The sequence below is a fragment of the Ruegeria sp. BF8 genome, assembly GCF_056538625.1.
Genome location: NZ_JBQFTL010000003.1, coordinates 400,469 through 415,278, shown reverse-complemented (window position 1 = coordinate 415,278; position 14,810 = coordinate 400,469). Strand labels below are relative to the sequence as shown.

The window sequence follows — 14,810 nt, the reverse complement described above, 5'->3', positions numbered from 1 at the left end:
CTGCGCATATCGCAGGTGCAGCATTTCCGCCAGAGGCCAATTCCGCGCCGCTAGCCCAGAATGCCCGGCAGGCGCAGCCCGTGTTCGCGGGCGCAGTCCTTGGCGATGTCATACCCCGCATCCGCATGACGCCACACGCCCGAGGCCGGGTCGTTCCATAACACCCGCTCCAGCCGCCGCGCGGCGTCCTCGGTGCCGTCGGCGCAGATCACCACGCCCGCGTGCTGGCTGAAGCCCATGCCGACCCCGCCGCCGTGATGCAGCGACACCCAGGTCGCGCCGCTGGCGGTATTGATCAACGCGTTCAGCAGCGGCCAGTCCGACACGGCGTCGGACCCGTCCAGCATCGCCTCGGTCTCGCGGTTGGGGCTGGCGACCGAGCCGCTGTCCAGATGATCCCGTCCGATGACGACCGGTGCGCTCAGTTCTCCGTTCGCGACCATCTCGTTGAAGGCCAGACCCGCGCGGTGCCGGTCGCCCAGCCCGATCCAGCAGATCCGCGCGGGCAGGCCCTGAAACGCGATCCGGTCACGGGCCATGTCCAGCCAGCGATGAAGATGCTCGTTCTCGGGGAACAACTCCTTCATCTTGGCGTCGGTCTTGTAGATATCTTCGGGGTCGCCCGACAGCGCGCACCAGCGGAACGGGCCGATGCCTCGGCAGAACAGCGGGCGGATATAGGCCGGGACGAAGCCGGGAAAGGCAAAGGCGTTCTCAAGCCCCTCGTCCTGCGCCACCTGCCGTATGTTGTTGCCATAGTCCAGCGTCGGCACGCCCACGTTCCAGAAATCGACCATCGCCGCGACATGCTGCTTCATCGAGGCGCGTGCGGCCTTTTCCACTGCTTTAGGGTCTGTTTCCCGCTTTTCGCGCCATTGCGCCAAGGTCCAGCCCAAGGGCAGATACCCGTTGATCGGATCATGGGCGCTGGTCTGGTCGGTTACGATGTCGGGGCGCATCCCACCGGCGGCCATGCGGCGGTAGATCTCGGGAAAGATCTCGGCCGCATTGCCCAGCAGACCCACGGACTTCGCCTCGCCCGCCTTGGTCCAGCGGTCGATCATGGCGAGCGCCTCGTCCAGCGTTTCGGCCTTTTCATCCAGGTATTTGGTGCGCAGGCGAAAATCGATGCTGTCAGGATTGCATTCCACCGCCAGACAGCAGGCCCCGGCGAAGACTGCCGCCAGGGGCTGTGCTCCGCCCATGCCGCCCAGCCCACCGGTCAGGATCCATCGCCCGGTCAGGTCGCCGCCATAGTGCTGGCGCCCGGCCTCGGCAAAGGTTTCATAGGTGCCCTGAACGATGCCCTGCGTGCCGATATAGATCCACGACCCGGCCGTCATCTGGCCGTACATCATCAGGCCCTTCTTATCCAATTCGTTGAAATGGTCCCAGGTCGCCCAATGCGGCACGAGGTTGGAATTGGCGATCAGCACCCGCGGCGCGTCCTTGTGCGTGCGGATGATCGCCACCGGCTTGCCGGACTGCACGATCAGGGTCTCGTCGGACTCGAGATCCTTCAAACTGGCCACAATAGTGTCGAAGTCCTTCCACGTTCGCGCCGCGCGACCGATGCCGCCATAGACCACCAATTCGTGCGGGTTTTCGGCCACGTCGGGGTGCAGGTTGTTCATCAGCATCCGCAACGGGGCCTCGGTCAGCCAGCTTTTGGCATTCAACTCGGGACCGGTCGGCGGAAAGACGTCACGGGTGTTCTTGCGCGGGTCACTCATTTCTGGGCTCCTTCTTCGGCCAGCGCGCCCGACAGGGCCAGGGCACGCAGGCGGTCAAGCATCTCTTGCAAGTACGGGCGCAGACGTTCGGCCCGGTCGGCGCGCCAGGTCCAGGGCGGGATCTCGTCCATATAGGCGCGTTGCGCGATCTCCATCTGGATCGCATGTATGCCCTTGGCTGGGCGGCCATAGTGCCGGGTGGTCCAGCCGCCCTTGAACCGGCCGTTCAGCACAGCGGTACAGCCCGACGCCCGGGCCACGGCATCCACCGCCTGCGCGACCTCGGGTGCGCAGGTGGTGCCGTTATTGGTGCCCGTGTTGAACACCGGCAACTCTCCGTCGAACAGGAAGGGGATCCGCGATCGGATCGAGTGGCAGTCGAACAGGATCGCCACGCCATACCTGGCCCGCACCCGCTCCAATTCTTCCTGCAACGCGGCGTGATAGGGGGCGTGGAACTTTTTGCGCCTCTCCTCGATTTCATCCTTCGACGGCTCCTGCCCTTCCAGCCAGATGGGTTGCCCGTCGAAATCGGTCAGCGGCACCAGGGTCGTCGTGTTCTGCCCCGGATAGAGCGACTGACCTGCGGGGTCACGATTGGCGTCGATCACATAGCGGTGCACGCGGGACTGAACCACCGTCGCATCGCCCAAAATCCCTTCATAGAGCCTGTTTATGTGCCAATCCGTGTCGGCCAACGCCCGGCCGGTCTGGTTCAGGCGCGCATGGATCTCCTCGGGCACGAAGGTTCCGCCATGCGGTTGGCCCAGCACGATCGGGCCCTGCCCCCGCTGCACCTCGACCACACTCATGCCGTAACCTCCGGCAGCGGTACGCCCAGCGCCTCGAGGATCGCGCCGCTGGCCACAAGATCCTTGGCCTGCTCCAGTTCCGGGGCCAGGTACCGGTCCTCGGCCAAGGGCGGGATGTCGGCGCGCAGCCGCGCAATCACCCGCTGCAAGGGCGCGCTGGTCACCAGCGGGGCGCGGAACTCGACGCCCTGGGCGGCGCAGAGCAGTTCGATCCCAAGAATGTGGTTCAGGTTTTCTACCATGCGCGTCAAACGCCGCGCCCCATGGGCGGCCATCGAGACGTGATCTTCCTGGTTGGCCGAGGTGGGCGTGCTGTCGGTGACGCAGGGGTTGGCCAGATGCTTGTTCTCGCTCATCAGCGCGGCGGTCGTGACCTCGGCGATCATGAAGCCGGAATTCAAGCCCGGGTCGGGGGTCAGGAATGGCGGCAGATCGAAGCTGAGCGTCGGATCCACCATCAGCGCGATCCGGCGTTGCGCGATGGCCCCGATCTCGGACAGGGCCAGCGCGATCATGTCGGCGGCAAATCCCACCGGTTCGGCGTGAAAATTGCCGCCCGAAACGATCATGTCGGGATCGGACAGCACCAGCGGGTTGTCGGTGGCCGCGTTGGCCTCGGTCTGCAGGGTGGCGGCAGCCTGCCGGATCACGTCCATCGCGGCACCGGTGACCTGCGGCTGGCAGCGAATGCAATACGGATCCTGCACGCGGCTGTCGCCCTCGCGATGGCTTTCGCGTATTTCCGACCCCTGCAACACGGCCCGCATGGCGCTGGCGGCCTCGATCTGGCCGCGATGACCGCGCAGGGCATGGATCTCGGGTTGCAGCGGCGCGGTGGAGCCCATGATGGCATCGGTCGATACGGCCGAAACGACGAGCGCATTCTGCGCCGCGCGCCAGCCCTCGAACAGGCCCGCCAAGGCGTAGGCCGTCGAAAACTGGGTGCCGTTGATGAAGGCCAGCCCCTCTTTCGGCCCCAGCTGAACAGGCTCTAATCCGGCCTTCTTCAAGGCTTGTGCGCCTGGCATGACCGTACCGTTCAGCTCGGCTTCGCCTTCGCCGATGATCACCGCCGTCATGTGGGCCAGCGGCGCCAGATCACCCGAGGCCCCCACCGAGCCCTGCGCCGGGATCACCGGTGTCACGCCACGGGCCAGCATCTGCTGCAGCAGGTCCACCAGCACCCACCGCACCCCAGATGCGCCGCGCCCGAAGGACAACAGCTTGAGCGCCATCATCAGGCGCGCCAACCGCCGCGGCACCGCCGGGCCGACCCCGCAGCAATGGCTGAGGATCAGGTTGCGCTGCAGCGCCGAGGTGTCCTTGGCCGCGATCTTTAGGCTGGCCAGCTTGCCGAAACCGGTATTCACGCCATAGACGGGCTGGTCACCGGCGGCGGCCTCGGCGATGCGGGCGGCGGCGGCCTCGAAAGCCGAGCGACAGCCCTGATCCAGAACCACCGGCGTTTCGTTCCAGTAGATCTCCGCCAGTTGGGCCAGCGAGACCAGCCCCGGAACCAAGGTCAAAGCGCTCATGCCTCCCCTCCGAAAATGCGCGCGTGCAGCGGGTTGAACCCGATCCGATAGGCCAGCTCGGCCGGGTGAGAGACGTCCCACACGGCCAGATCCGCCCGCTGCCCCGGCGCTATCGTGCCGGCATCACTCAGCCCAAGCGCGCGGGCGGCATTGCGGGTGACCCCGGCTAGTGCCTCGGCCGGGGTCATTCGAAACAGGGTGCAACCCATGTTCATCGTCAGCATCAGCGACGTCAGCGGCGAGGACCCCGGGTTGCAATCGGTGGCCAGGGCCATCGGCACCCCGGCCTTGCGGAACAGGTCGATCGGCGGGGCCTGCGTTTCCCGCAACGTGTAGAATGCCCCGGGCAGCAGAACGGCAGTCGTTCCGGCCTCGGCCATCGCCGCCACTCCGGCGGCGTCCACATATTCGACGTGATCGGCTGACAGGGCGCCGTAGGAGGCCGCTAGCCGGGTCCCGCGGAGGTTCGACAATTGCTCGGCATGCAGCTTGACCGGCAGCCCCAAATCACGCGCGGCGTCGAACACCCGGGCGATCTGCACGGTGTCAAAGGCGATGCCCTCGCAGAACCCGTCGACCGCGTCGACCAGCCCCTCGGCATTGGCCGCACGCAGGGTCGGGATGCAGACCGTGTCGATATAGGCGTCTGCGCGCCCCGTAAATTCGGGCGGCACTGCATGAGCGCCCAGAAAGCTGGTCCGAACCCGCAGCGGGCGCTGCTTTGCAATTTCCCGGGCCGCGCGCAACATGCGCAGCTCGGTGTCCTGATCCAGTCCATAGCCGGACTTGATTTCAATGCAGGTCACACCCTCGGCCAACAACGCATCTATGCGAGGCAGTGCCTCTTGGATCAGGTCCTGCATACTGGCGGCGCGTGTGGCGGTGACTGTCGACAGAATGCCCCCTCCGGCGCGCGCGATCTCCGCGTAGGTTGCCCCGTTCAGCCGCATTTCGAACTCAACCGCCCGGTTACCCCCGAAAATCGCATGCGTGTGCGGATCGATCAGGCCCGGAGTGATCAACCGATCCGCAAAATCGACGATCGGCCAGTCGGTGTGATCCGGCGGCAGATCTCGGTGCGGTCCGATCCATTGGATCCGGCCCGACGAAACAGCAATCGCCGCGTCTTCGACCAAGCCATAGGACGCAACCCCATCCGCCATGGTTGCGATCCGCCGACAACAAATCACCGAATTTCTGGTCATCGCGATTCTTTTGGACTCCCCTCGGGTTTCAATTTTTCGTATACGTGTAAAAAATTAAAGTCTACACAAAAAGAGACGCCGATGCAGATCCACGCCAAAACCGCCTTGTTAGGCTCTGACTGGGTTTCAGACCTGCGGGTCGAAACTGCGAATGGCGTCATCACCGGATTGGAGACCGGTGCGCGTCCGCAGTCGGCCGACACCTGCGTTGATGTCCTGCTGCCAGCCTTGTCGAACCTGCACAGCCACGCGTTTCAGCGCGCTATGGCAGGTATGACCGAGTTTCGCGCAGCCGGGCGGGAAAGCTTCTGGTCCTGGCGAAATCTGATGTACCGCTTTCTGGACAGGTTGACGCCCGAGCAGATGGAGGCCATCGCCGCGCTGGTGTTCCTTGAGATGCAGGAGGCCGGATATGCCGCAGTCGGGGAATTCCACTATGTGCATCACCAGCCCGGCGGCGCGCCCTACGACCAGCTTTCCGAGCTGAGCCAGCGGATCTTCTCAGCAGCTTTGCGGACGGGAATCGGTCTGACCCATTTGCCGGTTCTCTATTCCTACGGCGGCGTCCGGCAAGAGCCCCTGTCTGGCGGCCAGCTGCGGTTCGGCAATGACGTGGACCGGTTCATGGACTTGTATCACGAGTGCCGATCGGCTGCCGCAGATCTTGCCGCGGACACGGTGGTCGGCATCGCGCCGCACTCGTTGCGCGCCACCTCTCCCACAGACTTGGCCCTGCTGCTGGCGCAGGTTCCGGAGGGTCCGGTTCACATCCATATCGCCGAACAGGTGAAAGAGGTCGAGGACGTGCAATCCGCTTTGGGCCAACGCCCGGTCGCCTGGCTTCTGGACAATGCCCAGGTCGACTCACGCTGGTGTCTGATCCATGCCACCCAGATGAACGACGCCGAAACACGCGCTCTGGCGCGTTCGGGGGCCGTGGCCGGCCTGTGTCCAATCACAGAAGCCAATCTGGGCGACGGGATCTTCAACGGAGTGCCCTACCATGACGCTGGAGGACGGTACGGTGTCGGATCAGACTCCAACGTGCGGATTTCTCTGCCAGAAGAGTTGCGCAGCCTGGAATATTCCCAGCGCCTTCGCGACCGATCCCGCGCGGTTCTGGCGGCAGCCAACGGTTCCGTGGGACATGCGTTGTACACCGGCGCGGCACAAGGCGGGGCGCAGGCTCTGGGCCGCAATGCCGGAGAGATCGCGGTCGGCAAACTGGCCGACCTGGTGGCAGTTGACCGGTCGCACCCGACGCTTTGCGCGTTGGCGGATCATCAACTTCTGGACGGCTTGTGCTTTGCCGCACCCGATGGTCTGGTAACGGATCTGTGGTCGGCAGGCCGTCATATGGTGCGGGATGGCAGGCATATTGCGCGCGACACGATAATCAGAGACTACAAAGCCGCGATTGCAGACCTGTTGACCGACGTCTGACCCGACAAAGAACTGAGTTGAGATCAAGATGACCCAGACCGCTGACACGACCGGCTACAAGGAAATCAAGCAGACTGTGCTTGACCGCATCCGCTCGGGCCAGTGGCTGCCGGACATGTTGCTGCCCAACGAGCAGGACCTTGCGGTTGAGTTTTCCTGCACGCGTACAACGGTCAATCGGGCACTGCGCGAACTGGCCGAGGAAGGTTTCCTGGAACGTCGCCGCAAGGCCGGTACCCGGGTGCTGAGCGCGCCGCAGAGACAGGCCCGGTTCACCATCCCGCTGGTCCGGGAAGAGGTCGAGGCTCTGGGCGGCACCTACCGCTATGCACTTGTCTCGGCCCAAGCCGAACAGGCGCCCGAATGGCTGGCCGCGCGGCTGGCGCTGGGTTCGGATCGGCGGGTGATGCATGTGCGCTGCATGCATTTTTCGGACAACACCCCGTTTCAGTTCGAAGATCGCTGGATCGTTACGGCCAGCGTCCCGGCTGTCGAACAGGCTGATTTCTCGACGCTGGGACCAAATGAATGGCTGATTCAGACGGTCCCCTTCACCAATGTCGAGCTGTCTTTTCTGGCAAGCCGCGCCGATGCCGAACTGGCCGGATTTCTGGACGTAACGGTTGGCGAGCCGGTCTTTACCGCGGAACGTATCACCTGGTTGCAAGGCAGCCCAGTTACCTTCGCCAAGATGTATTTCGCGGCCGGTTACCGGATGACCACCCGGTTCTGAGGCTGTCCGGGCCTTTACCGCGGCCCGATTCCGGTACAGGTTCGCCTTGACCGAGCAACGGCAACACGGAGAACGGGATGAGCAACCCGCTATACGATCGACTTTTTGGCATTCACGCGGGTAAGACAACGCCGTTCCTGCATCTGCCGGACGGACGCGTTCTCTCACATGCCGATTTCCTGGACATGGCGGCCCGGATCGCCAACGCTTTGACGGCCTGCGGACTGGAACCGGATGACCGCGTTGCGGTGCAGGTCGCGAAATCGCCCGAGGCGCTGGCGCTTTATGCAGCCTGCGTTCAGGCCGGGCTGATCTTTCTGCCGCTGAATACCGCCTATACGACAGACGAGCTGCGGTACTTCATCGAAAACAGCGGTGCTCGGATGGTTGTCGCGGATGCCAAATCACAGGCCGATATCGAGCCGATTGCCCAAGCGCAGAATGCGATGCTCGAAACTCTGAACGCGGACGGTTCCGGCAGCCTGATGCGGCGCGCGCTTGGGATGTTGCCAGCCTTCGAACCCGCGCACAGGACCGAGGATGACCTCGCAGCTTTCCTTTACACTTCGGGCACCACCGGGCGGTCGAAAGGGGCCATGCTGACGCAGGCGAACCTGCTGTCGAACGCCGAAACTTTGGTGCAGGAGTGGTGCTTCACCGCGGATGACGTGTTGCTGCACGCGCTGCCGATCTTTCACACCCATGGCCTGTTTGTGGCCACCAATGTCATGCTGTCGGCCGGTGGATCGATGATCTTTCTACCGGGCTTCGATCTGGACGACATCCTGCGCCTGATGCCCAAGGCCACCTCGATGATGGGGGTGCCGACCTTCTACACCCGGCTTCTGGACGACGACCGGTTCACCGGAGATCTGACCCGGCACATGCGGCTGTTCATTTCCGGCTCGGCGCCGCTGCTGGCCGAAACCCACACGCGGTTCGAGCAACGCACCAGTCACCGCATCCTTGAACGCTATGGCATGACCGAGACCAACATGAACACCTCGAACCCCTATGACGGCGAGCGTCGGGCCGGAACCGTGGGCTTTCCGTTGCCGGGGGTCGAGTTGAAGATCACCGACCCCGAAACGGGCGATCCGCTGCCGCAGGGCGAGATCGGCATGATCGAGGTGCGCGGCCCGAACGTGTTCAAGGGTTATTGGCAGATGCCCGAGAAAACCGCCGCCGAACTGCGCGAGGACGGGTTCTTCATCACCGGTGATCTGGGCCGCATCGACGCGGACGGCTATGTGCATATCGTTGGGCGCGGCAAAGACCTGATCATCTCGGGCGGCTACAACATCTATCCCAAGGAAGTCGAGCTGGTTCTGGATGACCAGCCCGGCGTGCTGGAAAGCGCGGTGATCGGCGTACCGCACCCGGATTTCGGGGAGACCGTGCTGGGCATCCTTGTGCCCGAGGCCGGCGCGGCACCGGATCTGGATGCGATCATGGAGGCGGTGAGCCAAAGCCTTGCCCGTTTCAAACATCCCCGCAGGCTGATCCTGCTGGACGAACTGCCGCGCAATACGATGGGCAAGGTGCAGAAAAACGCCCTCCGCGAGGCCTACAAGAACATGTTCGCGGGCGGCTGATCAGGGGCGCAGCGGCACGCGTCCGGCTTCGGTCAGCAGCCAGCAGTCGCGCCCCTCGAACACGGCAACCCCGGTTTGGCGGCCATAGCCCGCGCCGCTGTCCAGGTTGATGCGGTTCCCGTAATGGGTGGGGCGGTCCACCACCGTGTGGCCATGCACGATCAGCTTGGGGTGCGGGGTTTCGCAGGCGTGAAAACTCTGACGGATCCAGACCAGATCGTCCTCGGCCTGCACGCCCAGCGGCACGCCCGGCCGGATGCCGGCGTGGACAAAGGCAATCTCGGGGGTCTGATGCATCCGCACCAGGTCGCGCAGAAAAGCCCTGTGCGCGACCGGCACTGCCGCAACGGCCGCGCGATGCACATCCTGCAGCCGGGTGCGGTCTTCGAACTCGACGCCATAGCTGCGCAGGGTTTCGGTGCCGCCCAGCCGCTCGTGCAGCCAGTGGTAGCCGACCAGAAGATGCGGATCATGGCGCGGCTCATCCTGCAGGAACCACGCGAACATCCGGTCATGGTTGCCCAGCAGCGTGACCCAGTTCCGCCCGGCGTCGCGCCCGGCAATCAGCCGGTCCAGCAGGCCCTTGCTGTCGGGGCCGCGATCGACGTAGTCGCCCAGAAACACGATCCGCGCATCGCGCCCGCCATCCTGTTCGATCAGGGACAGGGCGCGGTCGAACTCGGCCGTCTGGCCGTGCAGATCACCGATGGCGTAGGTGGGCGCGGTCATGTCCATGTCTCCGTTCCAGGCGGGGTTGGATTTGCGGGCCTTTGCAACGACAACGCCTGCACCGGGCGGGTGCAGGCGTCAATCGCTTTCATCCGGGTCTTGCCGGATCAAACCACGTCGAACTCCAGCGGCTTGATCTGGGTGAACAGCCCGGTTTCGGCCAGCTTGGCGCGGGCTTCTGCCGGAACCGGCTCGTCAACATACAGCAGCGCGATCGCCTCGCCCCCCGCCTGGGCGCGGCCCAGGGTAAAGTTGGCGATGTTCACGCCATGCTCGCCCATGGTCTTGCCCAGGGTGCCGATGATGCCCGGCACGTCCTCGTTGGTGGTGTACAGCATGTGCGCACCGACTTCGGCATCGATGTTGATGCCCTTGATCTGGATGAAGCGCGGCTTGCCGTCGCTGAACACGGTGCCCCCGATCGAGCGTTCGCGCTTGTCGGTCACCACGGTCACCTTGATATAGCCCTCGAAGGCGCCCGACTTGTCCTGGTTGGTGGTCGAGATCTTGACGCCGCGCTCTTTGGCCACGACCGGAGCCGAGACCATATTCACCTCAGGGTTCGAGCGTTTCATGATCCCCGCCACCACCGCGCAGTTCAGCGCGGCCAGGTTCATCTGCGCCGCCACGCCGTCATACAGGATGTTGATCGCCTTGATCGGCTCGTCGGTCATCTGGCCGATGAAGCTGCCCAGATGGCCGGCCAGCTTGATCCACGGTCCCATGACCTTGGCCTCTTCGGCGGTGACGCTGGGCATGTTCAGTGCATTCTCGACCGCCCCGGTCAGCAGATAGTTCGAGATCTGCTCGGCCACCTGCAGCGCCACGTTTTCCTGCGCTTCTGTGGTCGCGGCGCCCAGATGCGGGGTGCAGACCACGTTGGGCAGGCCGAACAGCGGGTTCTCCTTGGCCGGTTCTTCGCTGAACACGTCGAACCCCGCGCCGGCGACATGGCCGGATTTGATCAGTTCGGCCAGCGCCTCTTCGTCGACCAGACCGCCGCGGGCGCAGTTGATGATGCGCACGCCCTTCTTGGTCTTGGCCAGATTCTCGCGGCTGAGGATGTTGCGGGTCTGGTCGGTCAGCGGCACGTGCAGGGTGATGAAATCGGCCCGTGCCAGCAGCTCGTCCAGCTCGACCTTTTCCACGCCCATCTTGTCGGCCTTCTCCTGGCCCAGATAGGGGTCATAGGCGATGACCTTCATCTTCAACCCGTGCGCCCGGTCGCAGACGATGCCGCCGATATTGCCGGCACCGATCACGCCCAACGTCTTGTTGGTCAGCTCGACCCCCATGAACTTGGACTTTTCCCACTTGCCGGCATGGGTGCTGGCGTTGGCCTCGGGGATCTGGCGCGCCACAGCGAACATCATCGCGATGGCATGCTCGGCAGTGGTGATCATGTTGCCGAAGGGCGTGTTCATCACGATCACGCCCTTTTTCGAGGCGGCTTCCTTGTCGATGTTGTCAGTGCCGATCCCGGCGCGGCCGATCACCTTCAGCCTGTCGGCCTTTTCCAGGATCTTCTCGGTGACCTTGGTGGCCGAGCGGATGGCCAGGCCGTCATAGTTGCCGATGATCTCGGCCAGCTTTTCCTTGTCCTTGCCCACATCGGGCATGAAATCCACGTCGATGCCGCGGTCGCGGAAGATCTGAACCGCGGTTTCGCTGAGCTTGTCGGATACGAGTACTTTGGGGGCCATGTGCGTGGTCCTTGAATGGGATGATAATTCCGGGCCGGTCGCGGCCCGGATCTTGTCGGGGGAAAAGGGTCAGGCGGCTTCGGCCTGAGCTGCGATCTCGGCCTCGAACGCCCATTTCAGCCAGGGCAGCATCGCCTGGATGTCGGACGTCTCGACCGTGCCGCCGCACCAGATGCGCAGCCCGGCCGGCGCGTCGCGATACGCGCCGATGTCCAGTGCCACGTTCTCGGCCTCCAGCCGCTTGGCGACCGCCTTGGCAAAGCTGGCGCCGTCGCGAATGCGCGGATCGGTGAATTTCAGGCAGACGCTGGTGTTCGACCGGGTGGCCGGGTCCTCGGCCAGGTTGTCGATCCAGTCGTTCTGGTCGCAGAAGTCAAAGATCGCCTGCGCATTGGCATCGGCGCGGGCGATCAGGCCCTGCAGCCCGCCGACCGAGCGCGCCCAGTCCAGCGCGAACAGGTAATCCTCGACCGCCAGCATCGACGGCGTGTTGATGGTGGCACCTTGGAAGATGCCCTCGATCAGCTTGCCGCCTTTGGTCAGACGGAAGATCTTCGGCAGCGGCCACGCGGGGGTATAGCTTTCCAACCGCTCGACCGCGCGGGGGCTGAGGATCAGCATGCCATGCGCCGCCTCGCCACCCAGAACCTTCTGCCAGCTGAAGGTGGTGACATCCAGCTTGTCCCAAGGCAGGTCCATGGCGAAAGCGGCGCTGGTGGCGTCGCAGATGGTCAGGCCGGCGCGGTCATCGGCGATCCAGTCGCCATTCGGAACCCGCACGCCCGAGGTGGTCCCGTTCCAGGTAAAGACCACGTCATTGTTGAAATCGATGGACGCCAGATCGACGATCTGCCCGTAATCGGCGGTTTTCACCTCGGCGTCGATCTTCAGCTGTTTGACCACGTCGGTAACCCAACCCGCGCCAAAGCTTTCCCAGGCCAGCATCTCGACCTTGCGTTCGCCCAGAAGCGACCACAGCGCCATTTCCACCGCGCCGGTATCCGAGGCCGGAACGATCCCGATGCGATAGTCGGCCGGAATGCCCAGCAGCTCGCGCGTGCCTTCGATGGCGGCCTTCAGCTTGTCCTTGCCGACGGCGGCGCGGTGCGATCGGCCCAGCGCGGCACCAGCCAGCTTGTTCAGCTCGAATGTAGGGGGTTTGGCGCAGGGGCCCGAGGAAAAACGCGGATTGGCCGGCCGCGCTGCCGGTCGTTCGATGGTCATTGGTGTTACCCTTCCAGATATACGCCCCTCGTTGGGGAGGGGTGTCCCGCGGCCAGACCTAGGGGGCCGCGGTTGGGCGGGCAAGCGGAAAAGACGCTTTGAATATCAAAAACGACACGGGCGGTGACGCCAAATCGGAACACAGGTTTCCGATCGGCGCATTTTGCACCCGCAGAAAGACCTCAGCGATCCAGCCGGACGGTTTCGCCCGTGGCCAGCGATTGCTGCGCCGCCAGACCCATGCGTACTGCCCACATGCCGTCGGTCAGGCTGACATCCGGGGCGTCGCGCTCACCGCGCACCAGCGCCAGAAAGCCCTGGTGCTGATAGAAGGTCGAGCCGTTGTGGTCGCCCGCCGCCAGCAGGCGCGGGTCGACGGGAATGTCGCGGGCGACAGGGCCCTTGGGGTCGCGCGGGCTGACGATCAGCTGCGGCACCGGCGGCGCGCCCAGATGTTCGGGCCAGAACCGGCCCGGCCCGGGGACCAGCGCCTCGATCTTGGCCTTGGGGCCGACGACCGAGATTTCCTCCTGATACTGCGCACCTTCGGCGAACATGCACAGCTCCAGCATCGCCCGCGCGCCCGAGGCGAAATCGACGATGACATAGCCGTGGTCGAGGATGTCGGGCGTCTCGCCGTCATAGGTTTCGTCCAGATGGTTCACGGCCTGCCCGCCGCTGGCGCTGACGCGTACAGGATCGGATTGCAGGATCAGGCGCATCAGGTCGAAGAAATGACAGCATTTCTCGACGAAGGTGCCGCCCGTGTTGCGGTTGAACCGGTTCCAGTTGCCGACCTTTTCCAGGAACGGAAAGCGGTGTTCGCGGATGCTCAGCATCTTGACCCCGCCGCTGGTGTCCTGCGCCTCGGTGATCAGGGCGGCGATGGGCGGCATGTAGCGATATTCCATCGCCACCCAGATCGGACAGGGATAGCTGCGCTCGATCTCGGCCAGACGGGCCGCATCGCCGGGGTTGGTGAACAGCGGCTTTTCCACCAACAGCGGCAAGGGACGCGTTTCGGCGATCTGGGCGATCTGATCCACATGCAGATGGTTGGGGCTGGCGATGACCAGGCAGTCCAACTCCTCGACCGCCAGCAGATCCTGCACCGAAGCCACCATTCTGGCCCCCGGCGCAATCGCCTGCGCGGCGCGCGCCATCTCGGGGTCGGGCTCGAAAATGGCGGCCACTTGCGTGCCCTCCAGCAGGGCGATGTTGTGCTGGTGTTCCTGCCCCATCATGCCACATCCGATCAGCCCGTAATTGATGGTCCGGGTCATGCGCGTTTCCTCGTCATTTCAGTCGTTGGACGTAAGTTGCCCGGTCCGGGTCGAACCAGGTTTTCGAAAACTCTACGGGTTCAGGCCGTTCCGACCAGCTGAACCGCTCGATGTAACCGACGGTCTCGCCCGCCGGCCGGGTGAAGTGCGCGGGGGTCCAGTCGGGCAGCCGGCCGACCGAAACCCGATCCACGGCGCGGGTGATCCAGAACCCAAGCTGCTGCTGGTAATAGCGATAGAGCGAGTCCGACAGCAGCCGCCGGTCGATCAGACCGGCTGAATCGTCCAGCCAGATCTCCTCGACCGCGATGATTGTGTCATTCAGATAGCGCATCCGCCGCACGCGCGACCCGCGCCGCGAGGTGCCGAAATCGGGCAGGTCGGCGGGTTTGTCCAGGTGATCGACCGACAGGATGTCGGCGCGCGGCAGGCCGCCGCCCTCGGGCAGTTCCAGCCGGAACATGGCATAGACGCTGTTCTGGGTCCCGGTCTCGCGCACATAGTTGCCCGAGCCCTGGATCCGCTCGAGCATCCCCTTTTTTTCCAGCTCGGCGAGCGATTTCCGCAGTGTCCCGACCGAGACGTTCAACTGCGCCGCCATGTCCCGCTCGGGCGGCAGACGCTCGCCGTCGATCAGCCGGCCGGCGGCGATGTCGCGGATCAGCAGCTCGGCGATCTGCACATAGATCGGCAGGGCGTTGGGGTTTCTGGTGGATGGGGGCACGCGGGCGCTTCACTTGGTCGCAGAAAAAATTGATACACTATTGATCTACATCAATGTGATTGCTACGCAAGAGAAAAGTTGAGCCCGGCAA

At 64.2% G+C, this 14,810-nt stretch carries 12 protein-coding genes; 3 read left to right on the top strand and 9 right to left on the bottom strand.

All coding sequences use genetic code 11. The features are described 5' to 3' along the window. Positions 1-50: 50 nt before the first annotated feature. Genes hutU through hutI form a run of 4 tightly spaced genes read right to left on the bottom strand, consistent with a single transcriptional unit; the run spans position 51 to position 5,285 of the window. Positions 51-1,733, bottom strand: coding sequence for a urocanate hydratase (gene hutU, locus ACR0LD_RS12620; protein WP_480637246.1), 1,683 nt, complete (start codon positions 1,731-1,733; stop codon positions 51-53). Beyond that, entirely contained in the window at positions 1,730-2,545 is an 816-nt protein-coding gene (hutG, locus tag ACR0LD_RS12615) for an N-formylglutamate deformylase (protein WP_480637244.1), read from the bottom strand. The genes hutU and hutG overlap by 4 nt, the downstream gene beginning before the upstream one ends. Next, positions 2,542-4,080, bottom strand: a complete 1,539-nt coding sequence (gene hutH / locus ACR0LD_RS12610; protein WP_480637242.1) for a histidine ammonia-lyase — start codon at positions 4,078-4,080, stop codon at positions 2,542-2,544. The genes hutG and hutH overlap by 4 nt, the downstream gene beginning before the upstream one ends. Next, on the bottom strand, positions 4,077-5,285 hold the full coding sequence (gene hutI, locus ACR0LD_RS12605; protein WP_480637240.1) for an imidazolonepropionase: 1,209 nt from the start codon (positions 5,283-5,285) through the stop codon (positions 4,077-4,079). The genes hutH and hutI overlap by 4 nt, the downstream gene beginning before the upstream one ends. A gap of 81 nt (positions 5,286-5,366) precedes the next feature. Between hutI and ACR0LD_RS12600 the strand changes: the two genes are divergently transcribed. The 3 genes from ACR0LD_RS12600 (at position 5,367) to ACR0LD_RS12590 (ending at position 9,056) form a co-directional block, all read left to right on the top strand. Continuing rightward, positions 5,367-6,728 carry a formimidoylglutamate deiminase gene (locus tag ACR0LD_RS12600; protein WP_480637238.1) on the top strand — a complete coding sequence of 454 codons (1,362 nt, stop codon included), beginning with the start codon at positions 5,367-5,369 and terminating at the stop codon, positions 6,726-6,728. A 28-nt stretch (positions 6,729-6,756) separates the two neighbouring features. Further along, positions 6,757-7,461 (top strand): GntR family transcriptional regulator, encoded by a 705-nt coding sequence (locus ACR0LD_RS12595; RefSeq protein WP_170529664.1) that lies wholly within the window; start codon positions 6,757-6,759, stop codon positions 7,459-7,461. A gap of 77 nt (positions 7,462-7,538) precedes the next feature. After that, positions 7,539-9,056, top strand: a complete 1,518-nt coding sequence (locus ACR0LD_RS12590; RefSeq protein ID WP_480637235.1) for a malonate--CoA ligase — start codon at positions 7,539-7,541, stop codon at positions 9,054-9,056. On the opposite strand, the gene ACR0LD_RS12585 is transcribed toward ACR0LD_RS12590, so the two are convergent. From ACR0LD_RS12585 to ACR0LD_RS12565, 5 genes are all read right to left on the bottom strand, one after another. Continuing rightward, positions 9,057-9,785, bottom strand: a complete 729-nt coding sequence (locus tag ACR0LD_RS12585) for a metallophosphoesterase (RefSeq protein ID WP_480637233.1) — start codon at positions 9,783-9,785, stop codon at positions 9,057-9,059. Between the two features lie 107 nt (positions 9,786-9,892). Further along, positions 9,893-11,488: a phosphoglycerate dehydrogenase gene (gene serA / locus ACR0LD_RS12580; RefSeq protein ID WP_480637232.1), complete on the bottom strand. Its 1,596-nt coding sequence runs from the start codon at positions 11,486-11,488 to the stop codon at positions 9,893-9,895. A 69-nt stretch (positions 11,489-11,557) separates the two neighbouring features. Further along, the gene (locus ACR0LD_RS12575) at positions 11,558-12,712 is read right to left on the bottom strand and encodes a phosphoserine transaminase (RefSeq protein ID WP_170364801.1); all 1,155 of its coding nucleotides are present in this window, start codon (positions 12,710-12,712) and stop codon (positions 11,558-11,560) included. A 182-nt stretch (positions 12,713-12,894) separates the two neighbouring features. Further along, complete coding sequence (locus ACR0LD_RS12570; RefSeq protein ID WP_480637230.1) at positions 12,895-13,995, bottom strand: Gfo/Idh/MocA family protein; 1,101 nt, start codon at positions 13,993-13,995, stop codon at positions 12,895-12,897. Between the two features lie 13 nt (positions 13,996-14,008). Continuing rightward, positions 14,009-14,719 (bottom strand): GntR family transcriptional regulator, encoded by a 711-nt coding sequence (locus tag ACR0LD_RS12565; RefSeq protein ID WP_170391216.1) that lies wholly within the window; start codon positions 14,717-14,719, stop codon positions 14,009-14,011. Positions 14,720-14,810: the final 91 nt, after the last annotated feature.